This is a genomic window from Flavobacterium sp. TMP13 (assembly GCF_050847115.1).
Taxonomy (GTDB): domain Bacteria; phylum Bacteroidota; class Bacteroidia; order Flavobacteriales; family Flavobacteriaceae; genus Flavobacterium.
The window spans coordinates 1,368,443-1,383,690 of the sequence record NZ_CP193656.1; the positions used below are offsets into that span (position 1 = coordinate 1,368,443).

The window sequence follows — 15,248 nt, forward strand, 5'->3', positions numbered from 1 at the left end:
AAATTGTAGCAATGGAAAGCGAAAGTTTTTTTGAACGTGTGTATACCATCACCAAATTAATTCCGTACGGGAGAGTGAGTTCTTTTGGTGCGATTGCCAAAGCATTAGGAACAGCACGATCTGCACGAATGGTCGGTTGGGCGCTTAATGCATCGCACAACCGCGAAGACGTGCCTGCGCACCGTGTGGTGAATAGAAACGGACTACTCACCGGAAAAATGCACTTTGATGGAACCAATTTAATGCAACAATTATTAGAAAGCGAAGGAGTGAAAGTTACCGATAATCAAGTGGTGGACTTTAAATTACTTTTCTGGCAACCAGAAATAAAATCGGACTATTAAATAATTAGTAATCTGATTTTGTTAAGAACTGGAGTTCTTCTAAATTTCTTCCTCGTTATATAATAATTTGTACAAACGCTGATCGCGGTCGTAAATATCTGAGAAAAAATTAATTTCACCATTGTCGCTTACCCAAGAGGTAAAGTATCCAATATAAATTGGTACTGTTTTTTCCATTATATACGGTACTTCCTCTATACCGCCCATCGCTTCATTTACTTTTTCAACCGACCATTTTGGATCATTTTCCAACATTTTTTCAGCCAATTCTTTTGCTTTTTCAACATTAATGCACCCGTGGCTAAAAGTTCTACTTTCCAAAGCAAACAAGCTCTTTTTAGGGGTGTCGTGCATGTAAATATCATTTGGATTAGGGAATAAGAACTTGACTAATCCTAGAGAATTATCAGGTCCAGGTTTCTGTCTGTAGATTCCTTTTTTTACCTCAATATTTTGTTTTTCTAAATATTCGGGATCTTGTGATGCTTTAAACTTCAGTTCATTTTCTATAATACTTTTCGGAATGTACCAATACGGACTAAAGACAATGCGATCGATGTTTCCACTAAAAATAACAGTTTCATTCATTCTAGTTCCAACAAAAACATTCGATTCGAGCTCGCGTTTTCCATCTTTTATATAACTCAATTTGAATGACGGAATATTGATCATTACATATTGTTCTTGTTTCTCTAAAGTAGGCGGAATCCATCTGCAACGTTCCATGTTGATCATTATGGTCTCAATCAATTTTTCAATTGGAGTATTTAATAATCGAATATGTTCCGGTGTAATTTTGTAATTCAAGGTGAGTCCATTTCTTTTTTTATAATTTAAAACGCCAGCCATCATTTCTTCATCGTACAAATTCTTTTTAGAATCTTCTTTTAAATCGCCAAGAATATACAAGCGGTGGCGAACTTGCGCAAGTGTAGTAGCACTGTCAAAAGGTTTATAGTCTTTGTAAATGCTATCGGTATGTATGGGCTGCCAGTCTTTCTTCTTTTCAATGGCTTTATATTTTTTTAAAGCTTCTTCTAGTTTGTAATATTGACTGAATAAAACATTGTTATTTTCATTAAGTAAGTTAGGCTGAACTAATAACGAATCTAGTATTTTCTCATAAGAAATCTCTTTTTTTGGTAAGTACCAACCCAACTCTTTTACCTTTTTTTCATCAAGACCGTCGTACACTTTGTCGGCATAGTAAATGTACATGCACGTCAACAAAATTTCAGCATTCATTTTGGATGGTTTTTGTGCAGCGGTTTCATTAAAAATTTGATCGATTTCTTCTTTATACGGAATCTTAGATTTTAATCCAAATTCATTCTGCATCGACTGAAATTTGGCATATAGTAAATGGCCCAATTCGTCAATACTTCTATCATCGTACCAAATGGTGCTGTAATTTCTGGCCGTGTACAAATTCTCGGTAATACTTCTGTATTTTTTAAATTTTGGATATTTTCTAAAAAATGTATCAAAACCAGTAACTGTGACATAAAATACAGAATCTCTTTTGATTTTGTTCTCAGTAGAGAATTCATTAAGTAAATAACTCGTATTTCTATTCTCGGCCTTAATGGCTTTAATAGGTGTCAATAAGAATAATGACAGTACAAATGCCATTGCAAAAGTAATATTTTTCATGTTTTTCATTTTAGAGTTAGATTGTAGGTTCTGTGTTAATTTGGGGCTCTAAAAATCTTTCCTGCAATATTTAAATAAAAGTACTACTATATTGCTTTATAAACAATGATTTAAGGTGTTTTAATGACTTAATCTTCAAGTAATTGAATGTTTTTGTTTCGGCATTTTAATTGTGTAAACCAGCGCTGAAATTGTATAAAAAGATTAAAGAATTTTCGTTATTTTATAGTGAGTCATTTTTAACTATGCATTTTTCGTGCCTAAAACGACTTTAAAAGAGGACGATTTGGTCTTTTATTTCTTTTCTAATGTATAAATCCAACTTAAAAGCAATATAAATAACAACGGAAAACCGTATCTTTACAATCTTAAAATAATTGAATTAAATATAATTTGAGTGTTAAAGCTCAATCCAAAAATGTATCTGAAATGAAATTAGATAGAAAAGAAATCCTTAAAGCTTTAGAGCGTATTACAGTTGCAGGCGAAGGTAAAAATATGGTCGAAAGTGGCGCCGTTACTAATGTGGTCACTTTTGGAGATGAGGTTGTTGTAGATTTGCTTTTGCATACTCCAGCGATGCATATTAAAAAACGTGCAGAAGACGACATAAAGAAAACAATTGCTGAATTTATTAACGCTGATGCGAAAGTAAAAGTGAATATTAAAATTGAAGCTTCAGATAAACCAGAAATTAAAGGAAAAGCAATTCCAGGGATAAAAAATATTATTGCTGTTGCTTCTGGTAAAGGTGGAGTAGGAAAATCTACTGTAACAGCAAATTTAGCGGTTACATTGGCTAAAATGGGTTTTGCAGTTGGAGTTTTAGACGCGGATATTTATGGGCCATCCATGCCAATGATGTTCGACGTGGAGAATGAAAAACCGATTTCTATTCAAATAGACGGCAGATCAAAAATGAAGCCTATTGAGAGCTTTGAAGTTAAAATACTTTCTATTGGATTCTTTACGTCGCCAAGTCAAGCGGTAATCTGGAGAGGACCGATGGCTTCTAAAGCACTAAATCAAATGATATTTGATGCAGATTGGGGAGAATTAGATTTCATGCTAATCGATTTACCTCCAGGTACGGGAGACATTCATCTGTCAATCATGCAATCTTTACCTATTACTGGTGCGGTAGTGGTTAGTACACCTCAAGCTGTTGCCTTGGCAGATGCTAAAAAAGGAGTAGCAATGTTTATGCAAGATACCATCAATGTTCCTGTTTTAGGAATCATCGAAAATATGGCTTACTTTACACCTGAAGAATTACCAGAAAATAAATATTATATTTTTGGAAAAGAAGGAGCTAGAAATTTAGCTGCAGATTTAGAGGTTCCGTTTTTGGGTGAAGTTCCTATTGTACAATCTATTCGTGAAGCGGGAGATTACGGTCGACCAGCAGCTTTACAAACGGGTTCAGTAATCGAAAAGGTGTTTGAAAATATTACGCGTAATGTGGTACAAGAGGTGGTGAGCAGAAACGAAAGTCTTCCTGCAACCGAGGCGATTAAAATAACTACAATGGCAGGTTGTTCTGCAGTGAAAAAATAATAGGTTGATGCGCAACTCGTATTAAAATCTTTTTAAGAGTTGCGTTTAATAGAAATGATAAATTATGACAACAGAAGAAATAACTGCTAATGTTTTAAAGGCACTCGAAGAAATTAGACCATTTCTGAATTCAGATGGAGGTGATATTTCGTTTGTTTCAATTGAAGATGATAAGCACGTAAAAGTGCGTTTGGAAGGCGCTTGCATTAGTTGCAGTGTCAACCAAATGACTTTGAAAGCAGGTGTGGAAACTACCATTAAAAAATATGCACCGCAGGTAGAAACCGTGGTTAATGTTTTTTAAATTGAATTAAATTAGAATAGAGGTATATTGTTTTTCTTCAAAAGAATATGCTATCATCCTGCTTTTTAGTATTTTTTTTGCCTTTCTGTTCTTTTTTTTATTAAAATCGAATAAAAGTCATTAAATAATTGTGAAAATAGATTGGGGTTCTTGTTATCAAATCGTTAAATTTGGCCACTAACCCCAAAACCTATTTCATTATGAATAATTTTTACAAAATAATAGTCGCAGTACTTTTTACGACTATATGTTATGGCCAAAGGACAGCCGAAAACCTATATGTTGATAAAGCATGGGTTACTACTGGCGAAGAGTGGTCAAGCTTTCGATATCAAGGTCAAATTGTTGTTTCTACAACAGCAGAAGAAGGAAATGCAAGAATAACCAACTACGATTTTCTTAGAGACTTATGTGACAGCAGAGCTAATTTCTCAGACAAAGCTACTTATACCAGTGCTACATTCGAAAATAAACGAAAAGTTAGTTCACAAACTGATAAAAAAGGAATCGTAAGCAATACTTACGAGGGTGTTTTGATTTTTCAATCAGGTAGCGATTATTATTCGACTTTTATAGTCCTTACTTTCTTAGAAAAAGGATACGTTGTAGGGCTAAAGGTGAAAGAGAAAAACAATAATAAAGAATATGCTTTTAGTTTCAAACCAAATAATAGCTAGTTTTTAAAAGTTAGCGTATTTTTGCATCCATAGAATTTTACAGAATATTTAAAATAATTATTTGGAATGGACGTACTTATAAAGATTAAAGACCGTGAAGGTGTTGTGCATGAATTGCAAGCGCCGACAGATATGGCTATGAATATAATGGAATTGTGTAAAGCTTATGAGCTTCCTGTTGAAGGAACTTGTGGCGGAATGGCCATGTGTGCATCTTGTCAATGTTATGTCTTGAATGATGTGGCTTTACCAGAAAAAGGAGATGATGAAGAAGCGATGTTGTCTGAGGCATTTTATGTAAAATCAAATAGCCGATTGGGGTGTCAAATACCAATCACCGAATACTTAGAAGGTTTAGAGTTAGAACTAGCTCCAGAATATTAGTAAAAAGCGAGATTTAATCTCGCTTTTTTAATTTTGTAACGCTTTGATAATTTCTGGATACATGCGATCTATAAATAAGCTATAGGCCTGTTGAGAAGGATGCAGTCCGTCTGTAGCGACTAGATTAGGTTCATTTAATCCATTTCTAGTAATGTCAGTTATGTTTACAAAGGCAATCTTGTTTGCGTCGCAATATTGCTTCGCAAAAGTGTTGTATTGATCAATTTCTTTCGAAATCTTATTTTGATTTTGTGAAATTTCACCTTGTTTGGTGTAAGAGTAATCCGGTATGGAAATAACCACAACATGTGACTTTACACCTTTGGCTAATGCAATTGACCTGCTGACCAACTTTGGGAATTCCTCTTGGTATATAGCAAAGTCTTGTCCTTGATATTGGTTATTAACTCCGATTAGTAAAGTAACTAAATCGAAATTATTTTCTAAATTTTCAGCTTGTATTGCTTGTAATAAATTAGTAGTTGTCCAGCCTGTTTTTGCAATTATTTGTAGGGGAAAGTTAGCGCCAATAAAAGAATTCGATAAATTACTCTTTAGTTGCTCTGGAAATCGGCACGCTTCGCATACGCTTTGGCCAATAGTATAGCTGTCTCCCAAGGCCAAGTATGAAATGGTTTTGCCAGTTAAATTAGTTGGTGGTTGTATTGTTTGCACTGGAGTCGTGACTTCTGTGTCATTTGAACTGCAGCCAAAAGAAAGTGTGCTTAGCGAAAAAACAAGTAAAGTAAGTAGGCGTAGTTTCATAGTTTAGTGATTTATACTAATAATTACGTAGAAAAGTTAATGATGGTTTTAAACCAGTTCGCTTTTCATTAAAATGTGTTCTTCAATCGCTGCCAATAATTCCAGTTGTTTTTCTACAGCGAGAACGGCAATTTCTTGTACCTCATTCCACTTGACCACATCGTTGCCACACAAGTCAATTAGTATTTGAGTCAGATCTGCCTCCAATTGAGTATTGTCTATTATATTATTTCTTTCGAAATGGGAAACCAATGGAGCTAATTTAGTTACAGGATTGTTAAGCTGAAATCGTTTTGTTGTTGCTATTAATCCAGTCGGATATAGATTAATTCTTCCAAAAAGTAAAGCTGCTGCAATCTCGTGTGTTTTTCCTTCTTCAATAACTCTGAAAGTAAAATCTAATAGAGATTTAATGCTGGGATGCAAGTTACTTCGTTTAATTGCAACAAAGATATTGTGTAGCGATTGTACTTCAGATAAGAAATGATTGATTCCAGTAGTGTCCGCATTGCAACAGTCCATGGCTTTAACATAGCTTTCGTAATGACTCATGCCTAGTTCGTTGTCGCCATAATTGCTTTCTTCGGCTAATACCATTTTGTTTATTAGATAGCGAACTTGGGCATTTTCTGTGGGAAACCAAGGTGTTGTTGCGCACGTAAGTTTTGTTTGTAAGGCCTTTAGTAATGACATGAAGTCCCACGCCGCATAGATATGATGTTCTACAAAGCACTGTAAATCTTCCAGCTGTTGTATTTTGCCAAATGCGCTGTGGCTTTCTAAAAGTGCTTTTTGAGTCTGAATGCTGTTGTTTATGGCTTCAATATTCATAGGTTGGGTTTTTTGTAAATATAAAAAAGCTTCTCATTTTGGAGAAGCTTTTAGTATCGAATTTTTATATGATGGTATAGTTGCTACTTAAAGGCTGGAATTCCGGTAATATCCATCCCTGTAATTAGTAAATGAATGTCATGTGTTCCTTCATACGTAATTACGCTTTCTAAATTCATCATGTGTCGCATGATGGAGTAGTCTCCAATAATTCCCATCGCACCTAAAATCTGTCGCGCTTCTCTTGCAATTTGAATTGCCATGTTAACATTGTTCCTTTTTGCCATTGAAATTTGTGCTGTTGTTGCTCGATTTTCGTTTTTTAATACGCCTAATCTCCAAGTAAGCAGTTGTGCTTTGGTGATTTCAGTAATCATTTCGGCCAACTTTTTCTGCTGCAATTGGGTACCCGCAATTGGTTTGTCAAATTGAATTCGCTCTTTGGCATAGCGCAAAGCCGTATCGTAGCAATCCATTGCTGCTCCAATCGCTCCCCAAGCAATTCCGTATCTTGCTGAATCCAAGCAGCCGAGCGGTGCGCCAAGTCCCGATTTATTCGGCAATATATTTTCTTTTGGAATTTTTACATTATCAAAAATCAACTCTCCTGTGGATGACGCACGAAGCGACCATTTGTTGTGCGTTTCTGGCGTGGTGAAACCTTCCATTCCACGTTCGACAATTAAACCATGAATTCTACCCGATTCATCTTTTGCCCAAACTACAGCAATATCAGCAAATGGAGCGTTAGAAATCCACATTTTTGCACCATTTAAAACAAAATGTGTTCCCGCATCTTTAAAATTAGTAAGCATGCTGCCAGGATCAGAACCATAATTAGGTTCGGTCAATCCAAAACAGCCGATTAGTTCACCGGTTGCCAATTTAGGTAAATATTTTTTTCGTTGCTCTTCGTTGCCGTACTTCCAAATTGGATACATTACTAAAGAAGACTGTACAGATGCAGTAGAGCGAATACCAGAATCTCCGCGTTCGATTTCTTGCATAATTAAACCATAGGAAATTTGATCCAGTCCAGCGCCTCCGTATTCTTGCGGAATATAAGGGCCAAATCCACCAATTTCACCTAAACCTTTAATAATTTGTTTAGGAAATTCTGCTTTTTGAGCAAATTCTTCGATAATGGGAGAAACTTCTCTCTTTACCCAAGAACGTGTGGAGTCGCGAACCAATTTATTTTCTTCGGTAAGTAAATCGTCAAGGTTATAATAATCGGGAGCTTGAAATAGGTCTGGTTTCATGATTGTTAGTTTTCTAAAAGTAAATTTAGAGAATTAATACAACAAAAGACAGTTTGATTGTTATAAAATAACATTATTAGATTTGAATTTTATACCTAAAGACGATTTACATCTTTAAATAAAAATCTTTAGTCAATTCAATATATTCAGGAGTGTAATTGTGCCTTGTGATTTCTATAACCAATTCATCTAGAGGATAATTTGATTTTTCTATGCGGCTAAATGCCAATAAACTTCGTTTAATTTCAGATTTGGAAGTTCCTCTTACTCTAGTGATTTTTGTGGGATATAATTCAAACTGAAATGCAAGAGCTATAAAACGTTGTTCTTCTTTAAAAGGAATGATAACTGCAAATATTCCGTTTTCGGATAATAATAAATCGGCAGCTTCAATTAAATCTTCAAAAGGTAATGCGTCTTCGAAACGAGCTAAATCCCGCTTCTCATCAGTAGTTTTAAAATCTTCAGAATAAAAAGGTGGATTGGAAACAATTAAATCATATTCGTCTTCTGGTTCTTCCATGAACTCATCTAAACCAGCATGAAAGCAAAATAGACGATCTGCCCAAGGAGAATTTTCAAAATTATCGACACATTGTTCATAAGCTTCTTCGTCAATTTCTAAGGCATCGATTTGTTGCGCGTTGCAACGTTGTGCGAGCATCAAGGCAATTAAACCGGTTCCTGTTCCAATGTCTAAAACAGAAAAAGTAACGTTATTAGTTGGCGCCCAAGAGCCCAGTAAAACGCCATCAGTCCCTACCTTCATGGCAGTTTTATCTTGCTGAATGCTAAATTGTTTGAATTGAAACATGTGGAAGATAATTTATAATTAACAATTATAAATTGATAATAGTTATAAGTACATCTCAACCAATCCTTCCGGAAGGTTCATGATTACTTTTTTGTTTTCACGATCAATTTTTACTAAGAACTGGTCAATCATCGGAATTAAAATTTCAACTTCACCATTCAAAACCTCAAATAAAGGTTGTGCAGAAGTATCATTAACGCCCACAATTTTACCAAAAACACCAAGACGTTGATCTTCGATTTCAAAGTCAATAACTTCGTGAAAATAAAATTTGTTACCAGTAAGTTTGGGTAACGTAGTTAATGGAAGATAAACAGCGTTGTTCAGTAAGCCATCGGCTTCTTCTTCGGTAGTTAGATCTTCAAAGCGAACGCGTAAAAAATCGTTTTTATGTAATGAGCTATTTTCAATAAAAAAAGGAACCAAGTGTTTGTTGCATTCAACAAACACTGATTCCAAGTTTTCGTATAACTCTGGTTCGTCTGTGTCTAAATAGATTAGAACTTCCCCTTTGAAACTAAATTTTTTAGCGATTTTACCTAAATAGAAACAATCTTCTTTACGCATAGCCGCTTTTAAAATTATGCTTCTTTTTCTTCGTTATTTTCTTCAGCAGCTGGAGCTTCTTCAGCTTCAACTTCAGCAACTTCCTCTGCAGGAGTTGCAGCAGCAATAGCATCTGCGTCAGCTTGAGCAGCAGCAGCGATACGTTTTGCATTTACATCTTGTTCTGCTTTAAAAGCTTTAGCTTTAGCATCAGCTTGCGCTTTTGTTAAACCGTCTTTCTTAGCATCTACTTTACCAGTTTTAGATTCTAACCAAGTAGCTAATTTTGCTTCAGCTTGTTCTTGAGTTAAAGCACCTTTACGAACTCCTCCATCAAGGTGGTGTTTCAATAAAGCACCTTTGTAAGAAAGAATAGCCTTAGCTGTATCAGTAGGTTGTGCACCATTGTGCAACCATTTTACTGCGCTATCAAGATCTAAATCGATAGTTGCAGGATTTGTGTTTGGATTGTAAGTACCGATTTTCTCTAAGTATTTACCATCTCTTTTTGAGCGAGCATCAGCTGCTACAACCCAGTAAAAAGGTTTTCCTTTTTTACCGTGTCTTTGTAATCTAATTTTTACTGACATAATCTTATGATTAAATTTTGAGGTACTCGACCTCTGTTAATTAAGGGTGCAAAGATATAATTTAATTCTGAATTGATAGTTAGTTTGCTCTTTTAAAATATTTGAGTTTTATTTAAGACTATCTATTCTTTCGTTTTTCAGTAAAAGTTCTAGTTTTGCTGAGGGAATACGTAGTAATTTATAAAGCATAACTTCCTTAAAATTGTGAAAGCAGCTTGCAATAAAGGAGGATATTTATAGTTCGTTAATGAATAGAATAAAAATACAAGCATGAAAAAATATTTGTTAACCGTTACGCTTCTCTTCTTGCTTGCCTCCTGCGAACAAAATATTAAATTTAATAATCCCGCTTTTCAAGGTTTAAAAGACAAGCAGTTTTGGCGCGCCACCAATTTTAATGCAACTTTAAATGACAGTGAAGAACTTGTAATAGAGGGATCTTTAGGATATGAAAAAATGCAATTGAATTTAAACTCAATTGAATTGGGGACTTATGTTTTAGGAGAAGGTGCTGCCGTTTTTGCGGAGTTTAGTACTTCTGAAAAAGAAAAAGAGATGTTTTACACCACTGCAGCGGCTTTGGCAAGTGGTAAAATTGTGATTACTAATTATGACTTGGTGCAGCAAACGATTTCGGGAACTTTTATATTCTACGCTTTAGCGCAGAATATTGACGTACCAGAAGAAGCAAAAGCGGTTTATTTACAGTTCACAGAAGGTGTTTTCTATAAAGTTCCAATATCCAAAGCTGCTGATAATCAGAATTGAGGGTTTGATTTTTAACTTTGGACGCTACACAAGTGCTTTTGGTTTTAAAGTGATAATAAAAACATAAATAATCTAATATATAGTAGATTACAGAAAAAATAAGATTACATTTGTTCTATTATTATAAATAAGTACATATGAACATTTTTGTTGGAAGCCTTCCATTCAGTATTGAGGAAGCAGATTTAAGAGAGTCTTTCGAGGCTTACGGAGCAGTTGATTCAGTTAAGATTATTACTGATAAATTTACTGGAAGAAGTAAAGGATTTGGTTTTGTTGAAATGTCTAATGATGACGAAGCTCAAAAAGCAATCGACGAATTGAACGGTGCTACTGTTCAAGGACGTGCAATTGTGGTTAATAAATCTGAACCGAAACCAGAAGGCGAAAGAAGAAGCTTTAACAATAACAGTCGTGGTGGAGATTCACGCGGTGGTTATGGTGGAGGAAACAGCCGTGGTGGAAATGACCGTGGTGGTAACAGAGGAGGATATTAATATTTTTTTCTAAAATATATAAAAGGCGTCAATGTAAATTGACGCCTTTTTTGTTTCATCACTTTTCGTCCTCTCCAAAGGAGAGGTTCAAAGTAAGTTTTCTTTTTTTTTTATAGGTTGGCAACTAACCAATCTCCAACTTCGCTAGTTTTGTAAGCAGTAGCTCCTTTTGTAGCTAGATCTTCAGTAACGAAACCAGCTTCTAAAGATTTATTTACTACAGCACGAATTGCGGCAGCTTCTTCAGTTAAACCGAAAGCATCCTCAAACATCATGGCTGCTGATAAAATTGTGGCTAACGGATTAGCAATATTTAAACCAGTTGCTTGTGGGTAAGAACCGTGAATTGGCTCGTATAATGAAGTGTGTTCTCCAACAGAAGCTGACGGCATTAATCCCATTGATCCTGAAATTACCGAAGCTTCATCCGTTAAAATATCTCCAAATAAGTTTTCTGTAATTAAAACATCGTACGTATTTGGCCATTGAACCAATCGCATTGCTACGGCGTCAACAAATTCATAAGAAACTGTAACTTCAGGATAATCTTTTTCCATTGCCTGAACCGTTTCTCTCCACAAACGTGATGTTTCTAGCACGTTTGCTTTGTCAACACAACATAGTTTTTTAGAACGCGTCATTGCTAATTCAAAACCTTTTTTGGCAAGTCTTTGTACTTCAGCTCTTGTATATACGCAATTGTCGAAAGCAGTTTCTCCACCATCTCTTCTTCCTTTTTCTCCAAAGTAGATTCCACCAGTTAATTCTCTTAAGAAAACCAAGTCAGTTCCTTCAATGCGTTCTCTTTTTAAAGGAGAGTTGTCAATTAGCGACGGGAAAGTGAAAGTTGGTCTTACATTGGCAAAAAGACCTAATTTTTTACGCATTAATAATAGTCCTTGCTCTGGGCGAACAGGTGCAGAAGGATCGTTATCGTACTTTGGGTGACCAATTGCTCCAAACAAAACAGCGTCGGCAGCCATACAGATTTCATGGGTTTCGTCTGGATAAGGCACTCCAACAGCATCAATAGCACATGCTCCAGTAAGCGCAGGTGTCCAAGTAATTTCATGGTTGAATTTTTTTGCAATAGCATCTGAAACTTTAACAGCTTCATTGATAACTTCTGGTCCGATTCCGTCTCCGGCTAAAAGAGCAATATTTAGTTTCATTATTTTATATATAAAGTTATTTATAGTTTCTAATATTCTAAGTTTTTACTTAGCAACCCAGTAATCTTTTCTAATTAATTACATTTAACATTTTCTGTGTCGCAACAATTGCTGCAACGGTTTGGTCTGAATCTAATCCGCGGGTTTTGAATTCTTTCTCATTGTGCGTCCATGTAATAATAGTTTCACACAAAGCATCCGAACTACTTCCTGGCGGAATGCGCACAGCATAATCTATTAATTTGGGTAAAGTTAAGCCTTTGCTTTTGTAGATTTTGGTAAGTGCATTCATAAACGCATCAAATTGGCCGTCGCCTTGGGCGTGTTCTTCGATGCTCTCTCCGTCCATTTTTAAACATAAAGTAGTCGAAGGACGCATTCCTTTTGAGTGAGACAACATGTAAGACTCCACAATAATTCTTTCCTGGTAAGTTTGGCTGTCCAAAACATCCGAAATAATATAAGGTAAATCTTCTTTGGTTACCGTTTCTTTTTTGTCTCCCAATTCGATAATACGTTGGGTCACTAATTTTAAATCTTCAGGATTCAATTGCAAGCCTAATTCTTGTAAATTTTTCTCGATATTGGCTTTTCCAGAGGTTTTTCCGAGTGCATATTTGCGCTTTCTTCCAAAACGTTCGGGTAGCAAATCGCTAAAATACAAGTTGTTTTTATTGTCACCGTCGGCATGAATTCCGGCAGTTTGCGTAAAAACATTGTCTCCTACAATTGGCTTGTTGGCTGGAATTCGATAACCAGTAAATGTTTCTACCAGCTTACTAACCGAATACAAAGCTGTTTCTTTGATATTGATGCTAACCTCTGGTAAGTAATCGTTAATTACCGCCACTGTACTTTCTAACGGTGCATTCCCGGCGCGTTCGCCCATTCCGTTTACCGTAACGTGCAAACCACTAATCCCGGCTTTTACTGCTTCCATAACGTTGGCAATGCTTAAATCATAGTCGTTATGTGCGTGGAAATCAAAATGAATAGTAGGGTATTTCGATGTAATTTGAGAAATAAACTCAAAAGTTTGCGACGGAACTAAGATACCAAGCGTGTCGGGAAGTAAAATTCGTTTAACGGGTTGTTTCGTTAAAAAATCCAAGTATTGAAAAACGTACTCGGGAGAATTTCGCATACCATTGCTCCAATCTTCTAGGTATACATTCGTTTCAATGTTGTTTTCTTTCGCTAATGCAATTGTTTGTGCAATTTCAGAAAAATGTTGTTCGGGTGTTTTTTTGAGCTGATGCGTTAAGTGATTTAGTGAACCTTTGGTGAGCAAATTTTGAACTTTAGCTCCTGTTTTTTTCATCCATTCAATCGAAAGTCCGTTGTCTACAAAAGTCAACACTTCAATTCGGTTGCTGTATCCTTTTTCTTCGGCCCAAGACATGATGCCTTTTACGCCTTGAAATTCGCCTTCACTTACACGCGCCGATGCGATTTCGATGCGGTCAATATTGAGTTCTTCTAATAATAATTGGGCAATAGTTAGTTTTTCTGTAGCAGAAAAAGAGACTCCTGATGTTTGTTCTCCATCTCGAAGTGTAGTGTCCATTATTTCAATTTTTCTCATCTTTTTAGCTTTAAGCTCTTTTTAAGTCAGTCAATTAGTAGGAGCTAATCCCGCTATCCGCTGTATCTTTTGTCCCGAAAAAAGTCGGAACAAAAGGATGCCGCTGCTATCGGGGCTAGATCGTGCACTTTAGTTTGTTTTGTGCTCCAAAATGGAATTCCGTGCACTGTTTTGCGTGAGGGATAGAGCCAGGCTACCTTGTAGCGGTGAAAGCCCGACGCCGTTGACAAAGTAGGCAAATAGCACCAACAATTGATAGCCTACTTTGCCAACTGGGTCACGCCCAAATACTTAATTTTGGTAATTAGTGATTGACTTTTACGGTTTTAAAAAATCTATTTTAAAACCATAAAAGTCGGTTTAGTGTGTTGTTTACTGCAATTATATCAATTGCTTTTCCGCAAATTCGATGATGTCAGACTTTATATTTTGCAAATAGTCGATATCGTCAAAGCCGTTTAGCATGTTATTCTTTTTATAGCCATTGATGTCAAAGGATTCATTTTGACCCGTTGCCAATAAAGTAATCGTTTGCTCAGAAAGATTAATTTCTAGTTCCGTTTTTGGATCTGCTTCGATAGCTTTAAAGATTACGTCAGCAAATTCTGGGCTAATTTGAACGGGTAAAACACCAATATTCAAACAGTTTCCTTTAAAAATATCAGCAAAGAAGCTTGAAACGACTGCTCTAAATCCGTAATCGTAAACTGCCCAAGCAGCATGCTCACGAGAAGAACCAGAGCCGAAGTTTTTTCCTCCAACCAAGATTTTGCCCGAATAAGTTGGGTCGTTTAAAACGAAATCTGCTTTTGGAGTATTGTCACCATTGTAGCGCCAGTCTCTAAATAAATTGTCACCAAATCCTTCGCGGGTAGTAGCTTTTAAGAAACGAGCAGGAATAATTTGATCGGTATCTACGTTTTCTATTGGTAACGGCACTGCGCTACTAGTAAGAATATTAAATTTATCGTATGCCATTTTTTTTGTTTTACCGCAAGGGCGCAAGGGCGCAAATGCTTTATTATTTTATTTTTTTGAATTGAAGACCACAAAAGCGCAATTTTTAATTTATTTCTGCGTCATAGCGACTTTTGCGGTCAATCTTTAATAATTATTTACAAATCTTCTGAATCCACTTTTGATCACTGGAACATTAAAATTAATCAGCAATCCTATTTTTTTGTTTGCTAGTTTTAGGTAAGAAATAATTTGAGCTTCGTGGACTGGTAATAAAACTTCGACCGCTTTTAATTCAATTATTATTTCGTTTTCAACAAGAATATCAATTTTGTAATCTTTAAAAAGGTCAAAGCCTTTAAACTTTAGGGGAACACAAACTTGATTTACTACAACTATATTTCTTAATTGTAGTTCTTTTAAAAGACACACCTCATAAACAGATTCCAATAATCCTGGTCCCATTATTTTATGGACTTCTAAACTTGCGAGAAAAATTTGCTTTATAATTGCTTCGTATTGTTCTTTTTCCATCTAGCGTC

The 15,248-nt window shown here is 35.7% G+C and carries 18 protein-coding genes; 7 read left to right on the forward strand and 11 right to left on the reverse strand.

Translation table 11 applies throughout. The annotated features are described in order from the left end of the window. The first annotated feature begins 11 nt into the window (after nt 1-11). Nucleotides 12-344, forward strand: coding sequence for an MGMT family protein (locus ACRASX_RS05975; RefSeq protein WP_432222747.1), 333 nt, complete (start codon nt 12-14; stop codon nt 342-344). 39 nt (nt 345-383) lie between these two features. Here the strand turns inward: ACRASX_RS05975 and ACRASX_RS05980 are convergent, their stop codons facing one another. Next, nucleotides 384-1,997: a L,D-transpeptidase family protein gene (locus ACRASX_RS05980; RefSeq protein ID WP_432222748.1), complete on the reverse strand. Its 1,614-nt coding sequence runs from the start codon at nt 1,995-1,997 to the stop codon at nt 384-386. A gap of 429 nt (nt 1,998-2,426) precedes the next feature. On the opposite strand from ACRASX_RS05980, the gene ACRASX_RS05985 reads away from it, so the two are divergent. The 4 genes from ACRASX_RS05985 (at nt 2,427) to ACRASX_RS06000 (ending at nt 4,919) form a co-directional block, all read left to right on the forward strand. Next, nucleotides 2,427-3,554 (forward strand): P-loop NTPase, encoded by a 1,128-nt coding sequence (locus ACRASX_RS05985; RefSeq protein WP_432222749.1) that lies wholly within the window; start codon nt 2,427-2,429, stop codon nt 3,552-3,554. 64 nt (nt 3,555-3,618) lie between these two features. Next, nucleotides 3,619-3,858, forward strand: a complete 240-nt coding sequence (locus ACRASX_RS05990; RefSeq protein WP_066312635.1) for a NifU family protein — start codon at nt 3,619-3,621, stop codon at nt 3,856-3,858. Nucleotides 3,859-4,058: 200 nt separating this feature from the next. Beyond that, the gene (locus ACRASX_RS05995) at nt 4,059-4,535 is read left to right on the forward strand and encodes a hypothetical protein (RefSeq protein ID WP_432222750.1); all 477 of its coding nucleotides are present in this window, start codon (nt 4,059-4,061) and stop codon (nt 4,533-4,535) included. Between the two features lie 66 nt (nt 4,536-4,601). Next, a complete protein-coding gene (locus tag ACRASX_RS06000) occupies nt 4,602-4,919 on the forward strand; it encodes a 2Fe-2S iron-sulfur cluster-binding protein (protein ID WP_066312641.1) in 318 nt (105 codons plus the stop codon). Nucleotides 4,920-4,946: 27 nt separating this feature from the next. On the opposite strand, the gene ACRASX_RS06005 is transcribed toward ACRASX_RS06000, so the two are convergent. From ACRASX_RS06005 to ACRASX_RS06030, 6 genes are all read right to left on the reverse strand, one after another. Then, complete coding sequence (locus tag ACRASX_RS06005; RefSeq protein WP_432222751.1) at nt 4,947-5,684, reverse strand: SGNH/GDSL hydrolase family protein; 738 nt, start codon at nt 5,682-5,684, stop codon at nt 4,947-4,949. Nucleotides 5,685-5,732: 48 nt separating this feature from the next. Beyond that, on the reverse strand, nt 5,733-6,515 hold the full coding sequence (locus ACRASX_RS06010; RefSeq protein WP_432222752.1) for a DUF3050 domain-containing protein: 783 nt from the start codon (nt 6,513-6,515) through the stop codon (nt 5,733-5,735). Between the two features lie 83 nt (nt 6,516-6,598). Next, nucleotides 6,599-7,777, reverse strand: a complete 1,179-nt coding sequence (locus tag ACRASX_RS06015) for an acyl-CoA dehydrogenase family protein (RefSeq protein WP_432222753.1) — start codon at nt 7,775-7,777, stop codon at nt 6,599-6,601. A 106-nt stretch (nt 7,778-7,883) separates the two neighbouring features. After that, entirely contained in the window at nt 7,884-8,591 is a 708-nt protein-coding gene (locus ACRASX_RS06020; protein ID WP_432222754.1) for a tRNA1(Val) (adenine(37)-N6)-methyltransferase, read from the reverse strand. Nucleotides 8,592-8,633: 42 nt separating this feature from the next. Then, nucleotides 8,634-9,158 (reverse strand): ribosome maturation factor RimM, encoded by a 525-nt coding sequence (rimM, locus tag ACRASX_RS06025; protein WP_066312655.1) that lies wholly within the window; start codon nt 9,156-9,158, stop codon nt 8,634-8,636. Nucleotides 9,159-9,172: 14 nt separating this feature from the next. Further along, complete coding sequence (locus ACRASX_RS06030; protein WP_066312658.1) at nt 9,173-9,727, reverse strand: 30S ribosomal protein S16; 555 nt, start codon at nt 9,725-9,727, stop codon at nt 9,173-9,175. Between the two features lie 270 nt (nt 9,728-9,997). Here ACRASX_RS06030 and ACRASX_RS06035 point away from each other — a divergent pair, with 270 nt between their 5' ends. Continuing rightward, complete coding sequence (locus ACRASX_RS06035) at nt 9,998-10,495, forward strand: DUF6252 family protein (RefSeq protein WP_432222755.1); 498 nt, start codon at nt 9,998-10,000, stop codon at nt 10,493-10,495. A gap of 137 nt (nt 10,496-10,632) precedes the next feature. Then, on the forward strand, nt 10,633-10,992 hold the full coding sequence (locus tag ACRASX_RS06040; protein WP_066312664.1) for an RNA recognition motif domain-containing protein: 360 nt from the start codon (nt 10,633-10,635) through the stop codon (nt 10,990-10,992). Between the two features lie 110 nt (nt 10,993-11,102). On the opposite strand, the gene leuB is transcribed toward ACRASX_RS06040, so the two are convergent. From leuB to ACRASX_RS06060, 4 genes are all read right to left on the reverse strand, one after another. Next, nucleotides 11,103-12,164: a 3-isopropylmalate dehydrogenase gene (gene leuB, locus ACRASX_RS06045; RefSeq protein WP_432222756.1), complete on the reverse strand. Its 1,062-nt coding sequence runs from the start codon at nt 12,162-12,164 to the stop codon at nt 11,103-11,105. Nucleotides 12,165-12,234: 70 nt separating this feature from the next. Continuing rightward, nucleotides 12,235-13,749, reverse strand: a complete 1,515-nt coding sequence (locus ACRASX_RS06050; RefSeq protein WP_432222757.1) for an alpha-isopropylmalate synthase regulatory domain-containing protein — start codon at nt 13,747-13,749, stop codon at nt 12,235-12,237. 381 nt (nt 13,750-14,130) lie between these two features. Further along, nucleotides 14,131-14,727 carry a 3-isopropylmalate dehydratase small subunit gene (gene leuD / locus ACRASX_RS06055; protein WP_066312675.1) on the reverse strand — a complete coding sequence of 199 codons (597 nt, stop codon included), beginning with the start codon at nt 14,725-14,727 and terminating at the stop codon, nt 14,131-14,133. A gap of 126 nt (nt 14,728-14,853) precedes the next feature. Further along, nucleotides 14,854-15,240 carry a GxxExxY protein gene (locus tag ACRASX_RS06060; RefSeq protein WP_066312677.1) on the reverse strand — a complete coding sequence of 129 codons (387 nt, stop codon included), beginning with the start codon at nt 15,238-15,240 and terminating at the stop codon, nt 14,854-14,856. Between the last annotated feature and the right edge of the window lie 8 nt (nt 15,241-15,248).

Excerpts from the sequence above, each read along its gene's own strand:
- ACRASX_RS05975 (WP_432222747.1), top strand. The coding sequence starts at position 12 with ATGGAAAGCGAAAGTTTTTTTGAACGTGTGTATACCATCACCAAATTA.
- ACRASX_RS05980 (WP_432222748.1), bottom strand. The coding sequence starts at position 1,997 with ATGAAAAATATTACTTTTGCAATGGCATTTGTACTGTCATTATTCTTA.
- ACRASX_RS05985 (WP_432222749.1), top strand. The coding sequence starts at position 2,427 with ATGAAATTAGATAGAAAAGAAATCCTTAAAGCTTTAGAGCGTATTACA.
- ACRASX_RS05990 (WP_066312635.1), top strand. The coding sequence starts at position 3,619 with ATGACAACAGAAGAAATAACTGCTAATGTTTTAAAGGCACTCGAAGAA.
- ACRASX_RS05995 (WP_432222750.1), top strand. The coding sequence starts at position 4,059 with ATGAATAATTTTTACAAAATAATAGTCGCAGTACTTTTTACGACTATA.
- ACRASX_RS06000 (WP_066312641.1), top strand. The coding sequence starts at position 4,602 with ATGGACGTACTTATAAAGATTAAAGACCGTGAAGGTGTTGTGCATGAA.
- ACRASX_RS06005 (WP_432222751.1), bottom strand. The coding sequence starts at position 5,684 with ATGAAACTACGCCTACTTACTTTACTTGTTTTTTCGCTAAGCACACTT.
- ACRASX_RS06010 (WP_432222752.1), bottom strand. The coding sequence starts at position 6,515 with ATGAATATTGAAGCCATAAACAACAGCATTCAGACTCAAAAAGCACTT.
- ACRASX_RS06015 (WP_432222753.1), bottom strand. The coding sequence starts at position 7,777 with ATGAAACCAGACCTATTTCAAGCTCCCGATTATTATAACCTTGACGAT.
- ACRASX_RS06020 (WP_432222754.1), bottom strand. The coding sequence starts at position 8,591 with ATGTTTCAATTCAAACAATTTAGCATTCAGCAAGATAAAACTGCCATG.
- rimM (WP_066312655.1), bottom strand. The coding sequence starts at position 9,158 with ATGCGTAAAGAAGATTGTTTCTATTTAGGTAAAATCGCTAAAAAATTT.
- ACRASX_RS06030 (WP_066312658.1), bottom strand. The coding sequence starts at position 9,727 with ATGTCAGTAAAAATTAGATTACAAAGACACGGTAAAAAAGGAAAACCT.
- ACRASX_RS06035 (WP_432222755.1), top strand. The coding sequence starts at position 9,998 with ATGAAAAAATATTTGTTAACCGTTACGCTTCTCTTCTTGCTTGCCTCC.
- ACRASX_RS06040 (WP_066312664.1), top strand. The coding sequence starts at position 10,633 with ATGAACATTTTTGTTGGAAGCCTTCCATTCAGTATTGAGGAAGCAGAT.
- leuB (WP_432222756.1), bottom strand. The coding sequence starts at position 12,164 with ATGAAACTAAATATTGCTCTTTTAGCCGGAGACGGAATCGGACCAGAA.
- ACRASX_RS06050 (WP_432222757.1), bottom strand. The coding sequence starts at position 13,749 with ATGAGAAAAATTGAAATAATGGACACTACACTTCGAGATGGAGAACAA.
- leuD (WP_066312675.1), bottom strand. The coding sequence starts at position 14,727 with ATGGCATACGATAAATTTAATATTCTTACTAGTAGCGCAGTGCCGTTA.
- ACRASX_RS06060 (WP_066312677.1), bottom strand. The coding sequence starts at position 15,240 with ATGGAAAAAGAACAATACGAAGCAATTATAAAGCAAATTTTTCTCGCA.